This is a genomic window from Streptomyces sp. NPDC034085, assembly GCF_055575555.1.
Map to the genome: position 1 here is coordinate 140,507 of NZ_JBVISL010000007.1, position 16,659 is coordinate 157,165.

General features: G+C 74.3%; 16 protein-coding genes. 6 read left to right on the plus strand and 10 right to left on the minus strand.

Annotated elements, in window-relative coordinates:
- The first annotated feature begins 96 nt into the window (after nucleotides 1-96).
- A complete protein-coding gene (locus ACZ501_RS23915; RefSeq protein ID WP_361596450.1) occupies nucleotides 97-378 on the plus strand; it encodes a hypothetical protein in 282 nt (93 codons plus the stop codon).
- A gap of 154 nt (nucleotides 379-532) precedes the next feature.
- On the opposite strand, the gene ACZ501_RS23920 is transcribed toward ACZ501_RS23915, so the two are convergent.
- The 4 genes from ACZ501_RS23920 to ACZ501_RS23935 form a co-directional block, all read right to left on the minus strand.
- Entirely contained in the window at nucleotides 533-1,021 is a 489-nt protein-coding gene (locus ACZ501_RS23920; RefSeq protein WP_361596453.1) for a DUF6099 family protein, read from the minus strand.
- A gap of 122 nt (nucleotides 1,022-1,143) precedes the next feature.
- The gene (locus tag ACZ501_RS23925) at nucleotides 1,144-1,536 is read right to left on the minus strand and encodes a nucleotide pyrophosphohydrolase (RefSeq protein WP_361596456.1); all 393 of its coding nucleotides are present in this window, start codon (nucleotides 1,534-1,536) and stop codon (nucleotides 1,144-1,146) included.
- Nucleotides 1,533-2,759, minus strand: a complete 1,227-nt coding sequence (locus ACZ501_RS23930; RefSeq protein ID WP_468798166.1) for an AAA family ATPase — start codon at nucleotides 2,757-2,759, stop codon at nucleotides 1,533-1,535. Before ACZ501_RS23930 ends, ACZ501_RS23925 begins: the two co-directional genes overlap by 4 nt.
- A 378-nt stretch (nucleotides 2,760-3,137) precedes the next feature.
- Nucleotides 3,138-3,533: a cell division protein SepF gene (locus ACZ501_RS23935; protein WP_125606022.1), complete on the minus strand. Its 396-nt coding sequence runs from the start codon at nucleotides 3,531-3,533 to the stop codon at nucleotides 3,138-3,140.
- Between the two features lie 98 nt (nucleotides 3,534-3,631).
- On the opposite strand from ACZ501_RS23935, the gene ACZ501_RS23940 reads away from it, so the two are divergent.
- From ACZ501_RS23940 to ACZ501_RS23950, 3 genes are all read left to right on the plus strand, one after another.
- The gene (locus ACZ501_RS23940; RefSeq protein WP_361596463.1) at nucleotides 3,632-4,297 is read left to right on the plus strand and encodes a TetR/AcrR family transcriptional regulator; all 666 of its coding nucleotides are present in this window, start codon (nucleotides 3,632-3,634) and stop codon (nucleotides 4,295-4,297) included.
- 41 nt (nucleotides 4,298-4,338) lie between these two features.
- Nucleotides 4,339-5,073 (plus strand): DUF2470 domain-containing protein, encoded by a 735-nt coding sequence (locus ACZ501_RS23945; RefSeq protein ID WP_468797915.1) that lies wholly within the window; start codon nucleotides 4,339-4,341, stop codon nucleotides 5,071-5,073.
- Between the two features lie 62 nt (nucleotides 5,074-5,135).
- On the plus strand, nucleotides 5,136-6,056 hold the full coding sequence (locus ACZ501_RS23950) for an NADP-dependent oxidoreductase (protein WP_361596469.1): 921 nt from the start codon (nucleotides 5,136-5,138) through the stop codon (nucleotides 6,054-6,056).
- A 72-nt stretch (nucleotides 6,057-6,128) separates the two neighbouring features.
- On the opposite strand, the gene ACZ501_RS23955 is transcribed toward ACZ501_RS23950, so the two are convergent.
- From ACZ501_RS23955 to ACZ501_RS23980, 6 genes are all read right to left on the minus strand, one after another.
- Entirely contained in the window at nucleotides 6,129-7,451 is a 1,323-nt protein-coding gene (locus tag ACZ501_RS23955; RefSeq protein WP_468797918.1) for an LLM class flavin-dependent oxidoreductase, read from the minus strand.
- Between the two features lie 100 nt (nucleotides 7,452-7,551).
- Complete coding sequence (locus tag ACZ501_RS23960) at nucleotides 7,552-8,469, minus strand: ABC transporter permease (protein ID WP_361596475.1); 918 nt, start codon at nucleotides 8,467-8,469, stop codon at nucleotides 7,552-7,554.
- Nucleotides 8,466-9,287, minus strand: a complete 822-nt coding sequence (locus ACZ501_RS23965) for an ABC transporter ATP-binding protein (RefSeq protein ID WP_361596478.1) — start codon at nucleotides 9,285-9,287, stop codon at nucleotides 8,466-8,468. Before ACZ501_RS23965 ends, ACZ501_RS23960 begins: the two co-directional genes overlap by 4 nt.
- 6 nt (nucleotides 9,288-9,293) lie before the next feature.
- The gene (locus tag ACZ501_RS23970) at nucleotides 9,294-10,334 is read right to left on the minus strand and encodes an ABC transporter substrate-binding protein (protein WP_361596481.1); all 1,041 of its coding nucleotides are present in this window, start codon (nucleotides 10,332-10,334) and stop codon (nucleotides 9,294-9,296) included.
- A gap of 16 nt (nucleotides 10,335-10,350) precedes the next feature.
- Nucleotides 10,351-10,902 (minus strand): NADPH-dependent FMN reductase, encoded by a 552-nt coding sequence (gene ssuE / locus ACZ501_RS23975; RefSeq protein ID WP_468797921.1) that lies wholly within the window; start codon nucleotides 10,900-10,902, stop codon nucleotides 10,351-10,353.
- A 20-nt stretch (nucleotides 10,903-10,922) separates the two neighbouring features.
- Entirely contained in the window at nucleotides 10,923-11,876 is a 954-nt protein-coding gene (locus tag ACZ501_RS23980) for a TauD/TfdA dioxygenase family protein (protein WP_361596487.1), read from the minus strand.
- A 711-nt stretch (nucleotides 11,877-12,587) separates the two neighbouring features.
- Between ACZ501_RS23980 and ACZ501_RS23985 the strand changes: the two genes are divergently transcribed.
- On the plus strand, nucleotides 12,588-14,453 hold the full coding sequence (locus tag ACZ501_RS23985) for a methylmalonyl-CoA mutase family protein (RefSeq protein ID WP_361596490.1): 1,866 nt from the start codon (nucleotides 12,588-12,590) through the stop codon (nucleotides 14,451-14,453).
- On the plus strand, nucleotides 14,450-16,648 hold the full coding sequence (gene scpA, locus ACZ501_RS23990; protein WP_362455252.1) for a methylmalonyl-CoA mutase: 2,199 nt from the start codon (nucleotides 14,450-14,452) through the stop codon (nucleotides 16,646-16,648). The genes ACZ501_RS23985 and scpA overlap by 4 nt, the downstream gene beginning before the upstream one ends.
- Nucleotides 16,649-16,659 lie beyond the last annotated feature (11 nt).

Genomic DNA, 16,659 nt, shown 5'->3' on the forward strand with positions numbered 1-16,659 from the left:
CGGAGCCGGACCGCCCGGCCCGCGCGCCGGCGGCCTTGCGCCGACGCGTCCACCGCCCCCTTCCGCACCGGAGGGGCCAGGGCCGAGGAGGCCGCCATGTCCCACGAGTCCGTGCCCGAGCATCCAGGACAGACCGGACAGGCAGCACACGACCACGCACGCCAGGAGTCCCCGGCCCCCGCCCAGGGCGGCGCGCCGAAGGGCCTGCTCCAGCAGATGGAGGAGCTGATGGCGGCGCTGAACGCCGACCTCTCCCAGCTCGACGCCGACCTCCAGCACTCCGCGGACCGCACTCCTCCGGCCGCGCCGGCGGCCCCGGGCGGCCCCGCGTACGACGGCGGGCTCCGCTCCGACCGCCACTCCGACCGGTCCGTCTGACCGTGCGGGGGTCCCGTCACGCGCGGCGGGACCCCACAGCCGCATGACCGCGCCGCCGCGCCGGCGCGGTGCCGTTCGGCGGCGCACCGCTCCTCCGCCGCCGGACCGCCCGGGCACGGAGCCGCCGAGCCCCGCTATCGCTGGCCCGGCGGGCTCAGCTCACTCCCGACGCCGATCCCCGCTCGCGCACCGACGCCATCCGGCGCAGCAGCGCCCGCACCCGGTCGCTCGACTCGTCCGCCGCGTCGATCGACTCTATGCACTGCCAGTACAGACCCTCGTCGTCCGTCGCGCAGGCCACCCCGACGAGCGCTATGCCGACCTCGCCGAGCAGCTCCTGGAGCCCGAGGAGCGCCTGCCGTACGTCGGCCACGCCGGTCAGCTGCACCGCTCTCGGCGGCTGTTCGGGCGGTCTGCCCTCGGCGTACAGGGCCGCGCGGTCGATGACCCCGCAGCCCCTGCCGCCGGCTTCCCCCAGTCCCCCCGCCTCCGCTCTCAGCTCCGGCGGTCCGGTGACCGCCAGCCAGCTCCCGATGCCGTGCGCGAGCGCCTGGGCCTGCCAGGCCTCGCCCACGATGTCCCATGCCGCCCCGCTCCGTGCCAGCGCGTGCCGGCCGGCCGCGATGAGCCGTACCGCATCCATATGCCGTCCCCCGTCCGCACGACATCCCGCCGTTCTCCACTACCCAGAGTGAAGGCAACGAGCCAGTAAAGCCAGGGGTATTCGGAAATCTGTGGACACAAACATGGTTGTGGACGACGCCATCACTCCGAAGAGTGACGATCTGGTGTCGAAGTGCCGGTTACCGGGAAGCGGTGCTCGTTCCTCTCGATCTTCGCCGCCAGCGCATCCAGCACATCCACCCCGAGAACCTCACAGAACTGCAGCAGATACGCCATCACGTCGGCCACCTCGTCCGCCACCCTCTGTGCGCTTTCCGGCTTTTCCATGACCGCCGCCGACTGTTCCGGTGTCAGCCACTGGAAGATCTCGACCAGTTCGGAGGCCTCCACGCTCAGGGCCACGGCCAGGTTCTTGGGCGTGTGGTACGGGGCCCAGTCCCGGGCTGCGGCGAAATCGGCCAGCCGTCGCTGGAGCCGGTAGAGCCGTTCGCCGTCCGGCTGAGCGGGACCGTCGCCCGCGGGTGCAGCGTTCATGGGGACAGGTCTACCACCGAGACGCCGGGAAGAGCCCGCCCGGTTCCCGCGGTGTCCTCGCCGACCGATGCCACCAGCCGGATGTGACCGCGCCCGCCGGACAGCAGGGCCAGCCGCAGCAACTCGGCCGCCTGCCGCCGGTCCAGGCCGCGGTCGAGGCCGTCGGCGAGCACGGTGAGGGCCTGGCGGGCGGAGAGCAGTTCGGCGGCCGGGTCCACGGCCAGCACCCCGGGCCCGGTGAGCAGGACGAGTGCCAGTGCCAGGAAGCGCAGTTCGCCCGCGCCGAGCCGGCCGAGGCCGGTGGCGGGGCGGGCGGGGCCCCGGTCGAGCACGGCCGTCACGAGCCCGGTGCCGTCGGCGGCCGCCCGTACGTCCAGTCCCGCCACCGGCCCGGCGCACCCGGCCCGCGCCGCCCCGGCCAGCAGCGCGTGGCGGGTGCCGCACTCGTGCCGGGTCCGGCGGAGCACGTCGGCGAGGTTGCCGCAGTCGGTCCGCAGCCGACCTTCCCCGGGCGGGACGGGCTCCCGCATGCGGCCGGGGCGCGGATCGCAGGGGAACACCGAGCGCAGTGCGACCACCACCTGCTCGGCGGCGGCCAGGACCCGGCGCTGCCCCGCGGTGGACCCGGCGACGCGCAGCGGCAGCAGGACGGTGCCGAGCCGGTCGTCGGGCAGCGCGGCGCGGGTCCGGCCGACGGTGCCGCCGGTGAACCAGGCGGCCTCGACGGTGCGTCGGCGCGGGTCGCGCAGGGCGGTGGCGAGCAGGATCCGGCCGTCCTGGGAGAGCCGTTCGCCGGCGATGCGCAGCACGGGCTCGGCCTGGACCGCGAGGTCGAGGCGGACGGGGCCGGCCGGGCCGTCCACCGTGCAGCCGATGTGGAAGCCGCGCCGCCCGCCGCGGTCGGGGAGGGCCCGCTCGGGCACCCGGGACACGGGGTCGGGGAAGACCTCGCCCAGGGTGGCCCCGGAGGCGAGGGCGGCCAGGGCCTCGTAAGCGGCCAGGGCCTGGGACTTGCCGCTGCCGCTGGGGCCGGTGAAGAGCGTCACGGGGCCCAGCGGGAACACCGCCGCCCGGTGCGCCCCGAAGGCGGACAGTCGCAACTCGGTCACGGCGGGCCGGACCGGACCGGCCCCGGTCCCGGAGGGGGTGGCGGCGCCGGCAGTCGGCGGCGTAGCGGGAGCGCCTCCGCCGGCGGAGGCGCCCTCCGACGCGGACCCGGACACCGGAGCGCAACCCGGCGCCGGCGCGGGCTCGGCGGCCTCCGGCGGCTCCGCGGCTCGGGCGGGTTCCGCGGCTCCGGCGGCGGGCTCGGCGGGCTCCGGGCTTCCGGCGACGGGCTCGGTGGGCTCCGGGGGCTCCGGGGCTCCGGCGGGCTCGGCCGGTTCCGGGGGCTCCGGGGCTCCGGCGGGCCCGGCCGCGTCCGCGGCTCCGGCCAGGTCCGGTAACGGGGTGTCAGCAGCGGCCGTGCGGGGGTGCGGTGCGTCGGCGGGGGCGGCGGGTGGGCCGGGCCTCACCGCGTCCAGGGTGGCGTCCATGGCCGGACGGTACGGTCCGCCGGGGGCGGCGGGCGCCCGCCGAACCGTTCCGCCGCCGCGACCTTCCTACGATCGGGGGACGGCCGCCGCCGCGATCCCCTCGACCTCGGTCCCGACCGGCGCCAGCAGGAAGACGTTGCGGTCGACCCGGTGCATGCCGCTGCCCAGGCCGAAGACCACGCCGCTGCTGAAGTCGAGGATGCGCTTGGCCACTTCGCTGTCCGCGCCGGTGAGGTCCAGCAGTACGGGGATCTGCGCGATCAGGTACTCCGCCACCTCCCGCGCGTCGGCGAAGATCTGAACCCGGATCACCACGAAGCGCCGCTGTTCCGCCGCGGCCGCCCCGGGGGCCTTGGGGATGGTGCGGTGGTCCACCCGGGAGGGCCATTCGTTGCGACTGCGCAGGGGTACCACCTGCGCGAGCCCCTCCCACTGCTCGTCGGTGACGTCGTACCTGCTCACCGGGCCGCCTCGGCCGTGCGCTTCATGTGCATCCCCCTATCCTCTCGTGTTTCACCCGTTCAGCCCAACACCGACACGGAGCACGTAGGGTCGCCGCCATGACCAATGGCGACGAGGTCCGCACGTTACGCGACACCGAGGGCGCCGGTCCCGCCCGGCACGCCGCGCCCGGGCGCGGTGGGCGGCTCCCGCACCCCCGGCAGCGCGAGGACGCCATCCGCAACCGCGCGCAGATCCTCGCGGCCGCCGAGCAGTTGTTCACCGAGGGGGACCCCCGCGGCGTGACGATGGACCACATAGCCAAGGCGGCCGGCGTGGGGCGGGCCACGCTCTACCGGCGCTTCCCCGATCCCGCCTCCGTGGCCGCCGCCCTCCTCGAGGAGCACGAGCGGATCCTGCGGGGGCGCCTCGCTTTCGGCCCGCCCCCGCTGGGGCCCGGCGCTCCCCCGGCGCAGCGGCTCGCGGCGTTCTACTCGGCGGCCCTGGAGCACCTGGAGCGACACCTTCCACTGGCGCTGGTCACCGGGCCGGGCCCGGCCCTGTTCACGTGCGGCATGTACCGCCACTGGCGCGAGCACGTCCGCGTCGTACTGGTGGAGGCCGGCGCCGCCGATCCCGACGTCAGCGTGGACGCCCTGCTGAGCCCGCTGTCCCCGGAGGTCTACCAGTTCCAGCGGCACACCCTCGGCTTCGCGCCCGCACGGATCGCCGAGACGCTGGGCCGGCTGGCCCGCGGGGTACTCCCCGACCGACACATCAGTTAGGTTAGCCTTACCTGAGTCACTTCGCCGAGGGAGAGATCCGCATGCGCCTGACCGGTGCCCCCGCCGCCCCGCCCGCCGCGCCCACCGGGGCCGAACGGGTCCGCTCCGTCCTGGCCGCCGCGCACTCGATGACGGTGGTGATCGACGGGGTGCGCCACGAGGTCCGCGACCTCGAGGGCGGCGACGTGCTCGGCCGGCTGCACCTCCACCCCGCCGCGCCCGCCGCCGGTGACCCCGACCCGCTGCCGGGCGGTGCCGCGCCCGCCGTCCGGCTGGAGTTCACCGACGTCGCCCCGACGCCCGTACGCGACCGGGTGCGCGCCCGCGTCACCGTCCTGGGCCGGCTGCTGACGCCCTGGGCCGGCGAGGGTTCCGCCCCGGGGGCCACCGCCTGCGTGGAGTACGGCCGGGCGGTCCTGGAGACCGCGCGGGGGACCTCGTACATCGGGCTGGAGGAACTGGACGGGGCCCGGCCCGACCCGCTGGCCCCGTACGAGGCGGGCATGCTCACCCACCTCCTGGACGACCACCCCGAGCTGGTGACCCTGCTGCTGCGGCTGGCGCGCCCCCTGCCCTCGGCCGCCGTCGTCCGCGCGCTGCCGCTGGCCCTGGACCGGTACGGGATCACCCTGCGCCTGGAGGAGCGCGCCGGCCACCGCGACGTGCGGCTGCCCTTCCCCTCCGTCCTCGACGAGGCCGGCCAGGCGGGCGTCCAGATCCAGGCCCTGCTCAGCGCGGCCCGGCGGCGCTCGCACCGCAACTCGCTCCCCGCCTGAGGACCGCTCGAGCCCGCCGGTGAACCGGAATACCGTCCGCCAGTCCTCTCGTTGCGCCGTACATGAAGGCAATCACCTACAGCGGCTACGGAACCCCCGCCTCCTTACGGCTCGTTGAGGTACCCGAACCCAGGGTCGGTCCGGGAGAGGTCCTCATCCGGGTCAAGGCCGCCGGGGTCAACCCGGTGGACTGGAAGCTCGCGGCCGGGTTCCTCGGCCACGTCCTCGAGGTCCGCCACCCCGTCATCCCCGGCTGGGACGTCTCCGGCGTCGTCGAGGCCGTCGGGCCCGACACCGACGACTACGCCGTGGGCGACGAGGTCTACGGCTACGTCCGCAAGGAGTGGGTGCAGCTGGGCACGTACGCCGAGCTGGTCTCCGCTCCCGTCCGCACCCTCGCCCGCAAGCCCCGCACGCTGACCTTCGAGGAGGCCGCGGGCCTCCCCCTCGCCGGGCTCACCTCCTATCAGGCGGTCACCCGCGCCGGCGTCACGGCCGGCCAGACCGTCGTCATCCACTCGGCGGCCGGCGGAGTCGGCTCGCTGGGCGTGCAGATCGCGGTCTCCCTCGGCGCCCGGGTCATCGGCACGGCGGGCGCCCACCACCACGCCTACCTGCGCGCCCTGGGCGCGGAACCGGTCACCTACGGGGACGGCGTGGAGGACCGGATCCGGGCCCTGGCCCCCGAAGGGGCGGACGTGGGGCTCGACTTCCACGGCGAGGGCGGGGTCGAGCTGCTCCAGTCGGTCGTCCGGCCGGGCGGTCCGGTGATCTCCGTCGCCGACAACGACGCCGGGGCCAAGGGCGCCCGGCACATCTGGGCGCGGGCCTCCAGCGCCGACCTCACCGCTCTCGGGGAGCTCGCCGACGCGGGCCGGCTCGCCGTCCGGGTCGGGCACGTGCTGCCGCTGGAGGAGGCCGCCGAGGCGTGGGCCCTGAGCGCCGCCGGCCGGACCCGGGGGAAGATCGTCCTCACGGTCTGACCCGGGCGCGCGGCGGTCCGGCACGTGTACGCGGGCCCCGGGGCTCCGGGGGCCCGCGTACGTGCTCGCCCCCTACCGGGTGTACCGGTTGGCGGGGCGCGGGAGGCCGTAGTTCTCGCGCAGGGTGCGTCCCGCGTACTCGGTGCGGAAGAGGCCGCGCGCCTGGAGGATCGGTACCACCTGGTCGACGAAGTCGGTGAGGCCGGTGGGAAGGACGGGCGGCATGATGTTGAAGCCGTCGGCGGCGCCCCGGGTGAACCACTCCTCCAGCTGGTCGGCGATCTGCTCGGGGGTGCCGGCGAAGACGCGGTGGCCGCGGCCGGCGCCGAGACGGGCGATCAGTTCGCGCAGGGTCAGGCCGTCGCGGCGGGCGATCTCGGCGACGAGCGTGAAGCGGCTCTTGTTGCCGTTGATGTCCCGCTCCTCGGGGAGGTCGGGCAGCGGGCCGTCGAGGTCGGCGCCGGAGAGGTCGGTGCCGAGCATCCCGGAGAGCTGGGCGAGCCCGTACTCGGGGACCTGGAGGTCGGTGAGCTCCTGCTCCAGGGCCTTCGCCTCGGCCTCGGTGGAGCCGATGAGGGGGGCGATGCCGGGCAGGACGAGCAGGTCGTCCTCGGTGCGGCCGTGGCGGGCCAGGCGTGACTTGAGGTCCTTGTAGAAGGTCTGGCCGTCGGCGAGGGTCTGCTGGGCGGTGAAGACGGCCTCGGCGTACCGGGCCGCGAACTCCTTGCCGGGCTCGGAGGATCCGGCCTGTACGAGCAGCGGGTGGCCCTGCGGGGAGCGGGGCACGTTGAGCGGTCCGGCGACGGCGAAGTGCTCGCCGCGGTGCGCGGCGGGGTGGAGCCTGTCGGTGTCGGCGTAGATGCCGCGCTCCTTGTCGAGGACGATCGCGTCGTCCTCCCAGCTGTCCCAGAGCTTGGTGGCGACGTCGAGGAACTCGTGGGCGCGCTCGTAGCGCAGGCCGTGCTCCAGGTGTTCGTCGCGGTTGAAGTTGCGGGCCTCGTCGACGGTGGCGGAGGTGACGATGTTCCAGCCGGCGCGACCGCCGCTGATGTGGTCGAGGGAGGCGAACGCGCGGGCGAGGTGGTAGGGCTCGTCGAAGGTGGTGGAGGCGGTGGCGATCAGGCCGATGTGCTCGGTGACGGCGGCGATGGCGGAGAGCAGGGTGAGCGGCTCGAACCCGCCGAGGGCGTTGTGGCGGGCCTTGCCCCAGAGGGCCAGGCCGTCCGCGAAGAAGATCGAGTCCAGCCGTCCGCGTTCGGCGGTGCGGGCCAGCTCCTGGAAGTAGCGCACGTCGGTGATGCGCTCGGGGCTGGCGGCCGGGTGCCGCCAGGCGGCGTCGTGGTGGCCGGCGTTCATCAGGAAGGCGTTGAGGTGGAGGGTGCGGGGTGCGGGCATGTTCGTTCCCTGGGTCGGGCGGGCGGGACGGGGGGCCTGGCGGGCCCGGCGGTCAGGCGGTCAGGCGGTCAGGCGGTCAGGCGGTCAGGCGGTCAGGCGGTCAGGCGGGGACACGCCAGAGGCTGAGGCGGCGTTCGACCGTGACCAGCAGCTGGTTGAAGGCCACGCCGATCGCCGAGATCGTGACGATCCCCGCGTACATCTGCGGAATGGCGAAGTTGAACTGCGAGGCGTTGATCAGGTACCCGAGCCCCGCCTTGGCGCCGACCATCTCGGCGGCCACCAGGACCAGGATCGAGACCGCTCCCGCGAGCCGGATGCCGGTGAAGACCGCGGGGACGGAGGCCGGGAGGATCACCTTCTGGAAGAGCCGGGGCGTGGAGAGGTCCATCGACCGGGCCAGCCGGATCAGGGTGGGGTCGGCGTTCCCGACCGCGCTGATGGTGTTCAGCAGGACGGGCCAGACGCAGGCGTAGACGACGATCGACACCTTCGAGGTCTCGCCGATGCCGAGGAGCAGGACGAAGACGGGGAGCAGGGCGAGGGCCGCCGTGTTGCGGAACAGTTCCAGCAGCGGGCCGAGGAACGCGGCGACGGGCCGGTACCAGCCGATCAGCAGGCCGAGCGGGACCGCCACCGCCACGGCGATGGCGAAGCCGCCGAAGGAGCGGGTGAGGCTGGCCCGGGTGTGCTCGCCCAGCTGCCCGTCGCCGAGCAGCTCCCACCAGGCCCGGGCCACCTCGCTGACCGGGGGCAGGAAGGTGGCGTCGACCAGGCCGAGGCGCGGTGCGGTCTCCCACAGCGCGAGCAGGACGAGGACGGCGGCCGAGCGGAGCAGGCCGGCCCGCAGCCACCGCAGGACGGCCCGGGCCCGGGCCGGGCGGCGCGGGGGCGCCTCCGGGGCGGGGGCCTCGGCCGCCGGGGCCTCGGCCGCGGGGGCCGGCGGGGCCGGTGCCGGGCGCGCGGGTTCCCGTACGTCCGGCCCGGGCCGGGTCGGGGCGGGGGTGTGGGTGCTCATGCGGCGGCCTCTTCCTTCTCCAGTTGCTGGGCGCGGGCCACCTCGTCGTGGAGCAGGCTCCAGATCTCGTGGCGGTAGCGGGCGAACTCCGGGCTGGAGCGCGGGTCCTCGCCGGTGGACGCGGCGGGCCGGTCGCCGAGGGAGACCGGGACGACCTCCTTGACGCGGCCGGGGCGGGAGGTGATGACGGCCACCCGCTGCCCGAGGTAGACGGCCTCCTCGATGCCGTGCGTGATGAACACGACCGTCTTGCCGGTGCGCTGCCAGATGCGCCGCAGCTCGTCCTGGAGGGACTCGCGGGTCTGCGCGTCCAGCGCGGCGAAGGGCTCGTCCATCAGCAGCACGTCCGGGTCGTACGCCAGCGACCGGGCGATCGCGACCCGCTGGCGCATGCCTCCGGAGAGCTCGTGGGGGTGGCGGTCCTCGAACCCGCCGAGACCGACCAGGTCGAGGAACTCCCGGGCGCGCTCCGCGCGTTGGCGGCGGGGGACGCCGGTGGCCTCCAGGCCGAACTCGACGTTGCCGAGCGCGGTGCGCCAGGGCAGCAGGGCGTACTGCTGGAAGACGGTGCCCCGGTCCGGTCCGGGTCCGGTGACGGGCGCGCCGTCGAGCAGGACGCGTCCGGAGGTGGGGCGGGTCAGCCCGCCGAGCAGGTCGAGGAGGGTCGACTTGCCGCAGCCGCTGGGGCCCACGACGACCAGGAACTCGCCGGATCCGATCTCCAGGTCGATGCCGTCGAGAGCGGTGAACTCGGCGCCTTTCCCACCCCCCTTGACCGGGAACGTCTTGGTCACGGACTCGAACACGATCTTGGCCATGCCGGTTCAGCCCTTCCCCTGGCCGTTGAACTCGTTGGTGTACAGGTCAGCGGCCTTGAGCCGGCCGGGTTTGACCTCGCCGCGCTCGCCGAGCCAGTCCAGCCACAGCTGGAACTCCTTGTCCTCGATGCGCCCGTACTGCCCGGCGACGCCGTAGGAGCGCCAGTAGCGGAGGGTGGCGGTGTCCTCGTTGCGGCCGCGCTTCTTGACGATCTCGGTCTGACGGGCGACGACCTCCTCGTGCGGGGTGGTCCGCGACCATTCGATGGCCTTGCCGACCCCGGTCACGAAGGTGCGGACGGTGTCCGGGTTCTCCTTCACGAACTGCTTCGTCATCACGTACGAGCCGGCGCTGAACGCGCCGAGCAGGTCGAAGTCGCTGAACAGCGGCCTGATGCCGCCGGCCGCGAGGGCCTTGTCGCGCAGGACGCCGCCCAGCACGCCGACGTCGATCTGCTTCTGCCGCAGCACCTGCTCGGTGTTGACGGGCGGTACGACCAGCGCCTCGACCCTGGCGGCGTCGGCCTTGGAGATGCCGTTGCGGCTCAGGTAGATGTCCAGGAGGGCCTGGGCGTGCGCGCCCAGGGTGTTCATGCCGACCTTCTTGCCGAGGAGGTCGCGGGCGGAGCGGAGGGGGCTGTCCTCCAGGACGTAGTAGCCGCTGTAGGCATCCCGGTCGACGCCGTAGTAGGAGATGACGGAGGTGATCGGGGCGTTGCCCGCGGCGAGTTTGACGATCGCGCCGTTGAAGGCCCCGCCGAAGTGGATCTGGCCGGTGGCGGCGGACTGGATGTCCTGGGGTCCGCTGATGGTGTTGCCGACCCATTCCAGCCGGAGGTCCCCGAGGTAGCCGAGGTCGGCGGCCAGCTCGGGGAGCGTGACGGCGCCGACGTTGCCCTGGTACTTGAGGGTGGTGACCTGTCCTCCGGAGCGGCGGCCGCCTCCGGTGGCGGTGGCCGTGCCGCAGCTCACGGCGGCCGCCGAGATGCCGAGCAGGGTGAGGAACTGGCGCCGGGAGCGGGTGGTCGTGACGGGTGCTGCGGGCATGGCGTGGTCCTTGCGGTTACGGGGTGGGGGCGAGGGCGGCAGCCGGGCGCAGGGCCCCGGCGAACTCGTCGACGGCCTGGAAGAGGTCGAGCTCGGCTTCGGGCCGCAGCCGGTCGGGGCCGGCTCCGCGTTCGACCGAGGAGTCGAGGACGAACCGCCCGGCGGTGACGTGCCGGGCGCCGAGGGCGGCGAGGACCGGGCGCAGGGCGTAGTCGATGGTCAGCACGTGGGCGAGGCTGCCGCCGGTGGCGAGGGGCAGAATCGTCTTCCCGGCCAGGCCGTCCTGCGGGAGCAGGTCGAGGAAGGCCTTGAGCAGCCCGGTGTACGAGGCCTTGTAGACCGGGGTCGCGATGACCAGGCCGTCGGCTTCGGCGACGGCTTCCAGGGCGCGCCGGATCTCCGGCTCCCCGCGCCGGGCGGAGAGCAGGTCGGCGGCGGGGAGGGTGCGTACGGGGAGGCGGGCGGTCTCGAACCCGGCGTGCGACAGGCGCCGCAGCACGTGCTCGGCGACGACGTCGGTGCGGGAGTGGGCGGAGGGGCTGCCGGTGAGGGCGAGGAGCTTGGGCACGGGGTGTTCCGTTCTGGCGGTCAGGCGGTGGTGGTGGAGGCTCCGGACGGGATGCCGAAGGAGGGGTCGGGGACGGACTCCGGGCTGATCAGCCGGGACGGCACCCCGTCGGGGCCGACCGGGACCTCGCCGTCGACGGTGACCCGGCGCAGGGTGCGCTCGTGGTCGTCGGAGTCGTCGACGCCGTAGTGCTGGGTGGCGCGGTTGTCCCAGATCGCGACGTCGCCGGTCCGCCACTGCCAGCGGACGGTGTTCTCGGGGCTCTCGATGTGCGCCTGGAAGAGGTCGAGGAGCGTACGGCTGTCACGGCCGGTCAGGCCCTGGATCCGCTGGACGAAGTTGCCGAGCAGCAGGGTGCGTTCCCCGGTCTCGGGGTGGACGCGGACCACCGGGTGCTCGGTGAGGAAGGCGGTCGAGGTGAACACCTCGCGGTACTGCGCGAGGGCTTCGGGCAGGGCGTCGGGCCTGAGGGCGGCGTAGTCGTACTCGTTGGAGTGGAGGGCGCGCAGACCGTCGGCGAGGGCGCGCAGCGGTTCGGGGAGGTGGGAGTAGGCGGTGGCGGTGTTGGCCCAGAGGGTGTTGCCGCCGTACGGGGGGACGGTGACGGCGCGGAGGATGGAGAAGGCGGGGTAGGCGGGGACGAAGGTGACGTCGGTGTGCCACTGGTTGGCGCGGGCGCCGTGGTGGGAGTCGATGCCGAGGGCGTACCGGCCGTCGGCGGAGGGGACGGTGGGATGCGCGACGGGCGTCCCGAGCAGCCGGGCGAAGGCCTCGTGGCCGGCCTCGTCGAGGTGGTCCTGGCCGCGGAAGAAGACGACCTTGTGGGCGAGGAGGGCGGCACGGATCTCGGCGACGGTCTCGGGCGCGAGGGCGCCGCCGAGCCGTACGCCGCCGATCTCGGCCCCGATGCGGCCGCCGAGGCGGGTGACGGTGATGGTGGCGGTGGTGACAGTGGTGGCGGTGACCGTGGTCATGAGGACTCCCGGGAGCGGAGGAAACGTGGGGGCGCACCCGCGGGTGCCCGCTCCCGGCTGCGCGGAAGGGGGCGCCGGCGGGGCGCAAGGGTGTGGACGAATCGGCGGATACCGCCGGGTGGCGCGGGACGGCTCAGCGGAGAGCGGTGACGCGGAGGCCGGGGCGGCACAGGGCCGGGCGGCTCGGGGTGCTCAGGCCCCGATGAGGGCCGGACAGCGGCCCGGACACGCGGCCGCAGCGGTGCGGGGGCCGGAGGTGTGGAGCCGCGGGGCGAGGTGCGCGTTCGCGGTCATGGGTCGGAGCCTGTCAGCGCCCCCGCCGGGGGTCAACCCCGGCCGGGGGGTCCCGCGGGGTACGGGTGCATGCCAGCTGACCTGGCCTTTCGCCCTGGCGGGCGGCCGAAAACGCCTGGCCGGATTTCACGGGCCCGCAACGCGGCCGCCATGCCGGCGGCCTCGCGGGGCCGGGTGTGCCGCTACGCGGGCCGCACCCCCTGCCCACCCCCTGCCCGCCCTGCGCCGCTCCCTGAGGCCGCGCCCCGCATCCCCTGACGTTCCGCCCCGGACCCCACTCCCCGAACGCCCGCGGGGCCGGTTCCGGCCTCGTGCGTTGCGGAAGGGACGGGGGAGGGCCCGGGGCTCATGTGCGAGGGGGAGATCACATCCGATGGTTCTGGTCTCGGTTGAGCGGCCCCCCCTAGCATTCGAGCCATGACGGTCCTGCCTGACGACGGGCTCTCCCTGGCCGCCGAATTTCCTGACGCGACACATGAGCAGTGGCAACGCCTCGTCGAAGGCGTACTGCGCAAGTCGGGCAAGGAAGTATCCGGCGAGGCAGCGGAAGCAGCGCTGTCCACCACGCTCGAGGACGGGCTCACCACCCGCCCCCTGTACACGGCGCGCCCCGACACGGACGGCCCCGACACCGGTTTCCCCGGGTTCGCGCCCTTCGTACGGGGCGGCACCCCCGAGGGCACCAGCGCCTCCGGGTGGGACGTGCGCCAGCGCCTCGCGGGCAGTGATCCGGTACGGGTCAACGAGGCGGCCCTCGCCGACCTCGAGAACGGCACCACCTCCCTGTGGCTGACCGTCGGCCACGGCGGCATCCCGGTCGGGGGTCTGGGCCGGGCCCTCGACGGGGTCTACCTCGACCTCGCGCCGGTCACCCTCGACGCGGGCGCCGCGTACGCCGACGCCGCGCGGGCGTTGCTCGCCCTGTACACGGAGCGGGGCATCAGCCCCGAGGCCGCCCGCGCCGCGCTCGGCATCGACCCGCTGGGCCACGAGGCCCGCACCGGCGAGGCCCTGGACCCCTCGCCCGCCGTCGAGCTGGCCCGCGAGGCGGCCGCGTCCTGGCCGGGCGTGCGCGCCCTGACCGTCGACGCCCTGCCCTACCACGAGGCGGGCGGCTCGGCCGCCGAGGAGCTGGGGCTGTCCCTGGCCACCGGGGTCGCGTACCTGCGCGCCCTGACGGAGGGCGGACTGAGCGCCGAAGCCGCCTTCGGGCAGCTGGAGTTCCGCTACTCGGCGACCGCCGACCAGTTCCTGACCATCGCCAAGCTGCGGGCCGCACGCCGCCTGTGGGCCCGGGTCGCCGAGGCCTGCGGCGCCCCGGAGGCGGGCGCCCAGCGGCAGCACGCCGTCACCTCGCCGGTGATGATGACCCGCCGCGACCCGTGGGTGAACATGCTGCGGACCACCGTCGCCTGCATGGCGGCGGGGGTGGGCGGCGCGGACTCCGTCACCGTGCTCCCCTTCGACAGCGAACTGGGCCTGCCGGACGCCTTCGCGCGCCGCATCGCCCGCAACACCTCGACCATCCTGCTGGAGGAGTCGCACCTGGCCCGGGTGATCGACCCGGCGGGCGGCTCGTACTACGTGGAGCAGCTGACCGACGAACTGGCCCACGCGGCCTGGGAGTTCTTCCAGACCGTCGAGCGGGCGGGCGGCCAGGCCGCCGCGCTGCGCTCGGGCATGGTCGCGGAGCGGCTCGCGGCCACCTGGGCGGCGCGCTCGAAGAAGCTGGCCACCCGCCGCGAACCGGTGACCGGGGTCAGCGAGTTCCCGCTGCTGTCGGAGAAGCCCGTGGTCCGCGAGCCGCTGCCCGCGGCGCCGTCCGGCGGCCTGCCCCGGGTGCGGCGCGACGAGGCGTACGAGGCGCTGCGCGCCCGCAGCGACGCGCACCTGGAGGCCACCGGCGCCCGCCCGAGGATCTTCCTCGCCGCGCTGGGCCCGGCGTCCGCGCACACCGCGCGCGCCACCTTCGCCTCGAACCTGTTCCAGGCGGGCGGCATCGAGCCCGTGCACGACCCGGTGTCCGTGGACGCCGCGAGCGCCGCCGAGGCGTACGCGGCGAGCGGCGCGGACGGCGTGGCGGTGCTGTGTTCCGGCGACGCGCTGTACGCGGAGCAGGCAGAGGCGGTGGCCGCCGCCCTGCGCGGGGCCGGCGCGACGACCGTGTTCCTCGCGGGCAAGCCCGGCACCTGCGCCGACGCCGTGGACGAGTACGTGTTCGCCGGCTGCGACGCGGTCGCCGTGCTGTCCTCCGTACTCGACCGGATGGGAGTCGCCCAGTGAGCATCCCCGATTTCTCCGAGCTCGCCCTCGGCACGGCCCCGAGCGGTGCCACCGAGGACCAGTGGCGGGCCGCGGTGAAGGAATCCACCGGGACCGCCACCGGCGACCTGCTGTGGGAGACGCCCGAGGGCATCGGCGTGCAGCCGCTGTACACCGGGCGGGACCTGGAGGGCCTGGACTTCCTGGGCACCTACCCGGGCATGGCGCCGTACCTGCGGGGCCCCTACCCGACGATGTACGTCAACCAGCCCTGGACGATCCGGCAGTACGCCGGCTTCTCCACGGCCGAGGAGTCCAACGCCTTCTACCGGCGCAACCTGGCGTCCGGCCAGAAGGGCCTGTCGGTGGCGTTCGACCTGCCGACGCACCGGGGCTACGACAGCGACCACCCGCGCGTGACGGGCGACGTCGGCATGGCCGGCGTGGCGATCGACTCGATCTACGACATGCGCCAGCTCTTCGACGGCATCCCGCTGGACAAGATGTCGGTGTCGATGACGATGAACGGCGCGGTGCTGCCGGTCCTCGCGCTCTACATCGTGGCGGCGGAGGAGCAGGGCGTCTCCCCCGACAAGCTCGCCGGGACCATCCAGAACGACATCCTCAAGGAGTTCATGGTCCGCAACACCTACATCTATCCGCCGAAGCCCTCGATGCGGATCATCTCCGACATCTTCTCCTTCACCTCGCAGAAGATGCCGCGCTACAACTCCATCTCCATCTCCGGGTACCACATCCAGGAGGCGGGGGCCACGGCCGACCTGGAGCTGGCGTACACCCTCGCGGACGGCGTGGAGTACCTGCGGGCCGGCCAGGGCGCCGGGCTGGACGTGGACGCCTTCGCCCCGCGCCTGTCGTTCTTCTGGGCGATCGGCATGAACTTCTTCATGGAGGTCGCCAAGCTGCGCGCGGCCCGCCTGCTGTGGGCGAAGCTGGTCAGCCAGTTCGACCCGAAGAACGGCAAGTCGCTGTCGCTGCGCACGCATTCGCAGACCTCCGGCTGGTCGCTGACCGCGCAGGACGTCTTCAACAACGTGACCCGTACGTGTATCGAGGCGATGGCGGCGACCCAGGGGCACACGCAGTCGCTGCACACCAACGCCCTCGACGAGGCCCTCGCCCTGCCGACGGACTTCTCGGCGCGCATCGCCCGCAACACCCAGCTGCTGCTCCAGCAGGAGTCGGGGACCTGCCGGTCGATCGACCCGTGGGGCGGCAGCGCGTACGTGGAGAAGCTGACGTACGACCTGGCGCGTCGGGCCTGGCAGCACATCCAGGAGGTCGAGGCGGCCGGCGGCATGGCGCAGGCCATCGACGCGGGCATCCCGAAGCTGCGCGTGGAGGAGGCCGCCGCCCGTACGCAGGCGCGCATCGACTCCGGCCGCCAGCCGGTGATCGGCGTGAACAAGTACCGGGTGGAGAACGACGAGCAGATCGACGTGCTCGTGGTCGACAACTCCTCGGTGCGCGCCCAGCAGATCGCCAAGCTGCGCCGGCTGCGCGAGGAGCGCGACGAGTCCCGCACCCAGGACGCGCTGCGCGCGCTGACGAACGCCGCCGAGCGCGGGGCCGGCCAGGGCCTGGAGGGCAACCTCCTCGCGCTGGCGGTGGACGCGGCGCGGGCCAAGGCGACCGTCGGTGAGATCTCGGACGCACTCGAGAAGGTGTACGGGCGGCACGCGAGCCAGATCCGTACGATCTCCGGTGTGTACCGCACCGAAGCAGGCGAGTCCCCGTCCGTGGAGCGCACCCGTGCGCTCGTCGACCGGTTCGAGGAGGCGGAGGGCCGCCGTCCGCGCATCCTGGTCGCCAAGATGGGCCAGGACGGCCACGACCGCGGCCAGAAGGTGATCGCGACGGCCTTCGCCGACCTGGGCTTCGACGTGGACGTCGGCCCGCTGTTCCAGACCCCCGCGGAGGTGGCCCGCCAGGCCGTCGAGGCGGACGTCCACGTGGTGGGCGTCTCGTCGCTGGCGGCCGGCCACCTGACCCTCGTCCCGGCGCTGCGCGAGCAGCTGGCGGAGGAGGGGCGCGAGGACATCATGATCGTGGTGGGCGGGGTCATCCCGCCGGCCGACGTCCCGACCCTGCTGGAGATGGGCGCGACGGCGGTGTTCCCGCCGGGCACGGTCATCCCCGACGCGGCCCACGACCTGGTGACGCGGCTGGCCGCGGATCTGGGCCACGAGCTGTAGGCGGGGGCCGG

Coding starts and splice junctions, on each gene's coding strand:
- ACZ501_RS23915 (WP_361596450.1), top strand. CDS start 97: ATGTCCCACGAGTCCGTGCCCGAGCATCCAGGACAGACCGGACAGGCA.
- ACZ501_RS23920 (WP_361596453.1), bottom strand. CDS start 1,021: ATGGATGCGGTACGGCTCATCGCGGCCGGCCGGCACGCGCTGGCACGG.
- ACZ501_RS23925 (WP_361596456.1), bottom strand. CDS start 1,536: ATGAACGCTGCACCCGCGGGCGACGGTCCCGCTCAGCCGGACGGCGAA.
- ACZ501_RS23940 (WP_361596463.1), top strand. CDS start 3,632: ATGACCAATGGCGACGAGGTCCGCACGTTACGCGACACCGAGGGCGCC.
- ACZ501_RS23945 (WP_468797915.1), top strand. CDS start 4,339: ATGCGCCTGACCGGTGCCCCCGCCGCCCCGCCCGCCGCGCCCACCGGG.
- ACZ501_RS23950 (WP_361596469.1), top strand. CDS start 5,136: ATGAAGGCAATCACCTACAGCGGCTACGGAACCCCCGCCTCCTTACGG.
- ACZ501_RS23955 (WP_468797918.1), bottom strand. CDS start 7,451: ATGCCCGCACCCCGCACCCTCCACCTCAACGCCTTCCTGATGAACGCC.
- ACZ501_RS23960 (WP_361596475.1), bottom strand. CDS start 8,469: ATGAGCACCCACACCCCCGCCCCGACCCGGCCCGGGCCGGACGTACGG.
- ACZ501_RS23965 (WP_361596478.1), bottom strand. CDS start 9,287: ATGGCCAAGATCGTGTTCGAGTCCGTGACCAAGACGTTCCCGGTCAAG.
- ACZ501_RS23970 (WP_361596481.1), bottom strand. CDS start 10,334: ATGCCCGCAGCACCCGTCACGACCACCCGCTCCCGGCGCCAGTTCCTC.
- ACZ501_RS23980 (WP_361596487.1), bottom strand. CDS start 11,876: ATGACCACGGTCACCGCCACCACTGTCACCACCGCCACCATCACCGTC.
- ACZ501_RS23985 (WP_361596490.1), top strand. CDS start 12,588: ATGACGGTCCTGCCTGACGACGGGCTCTCCCTGGCCGCCGAATTTCCT.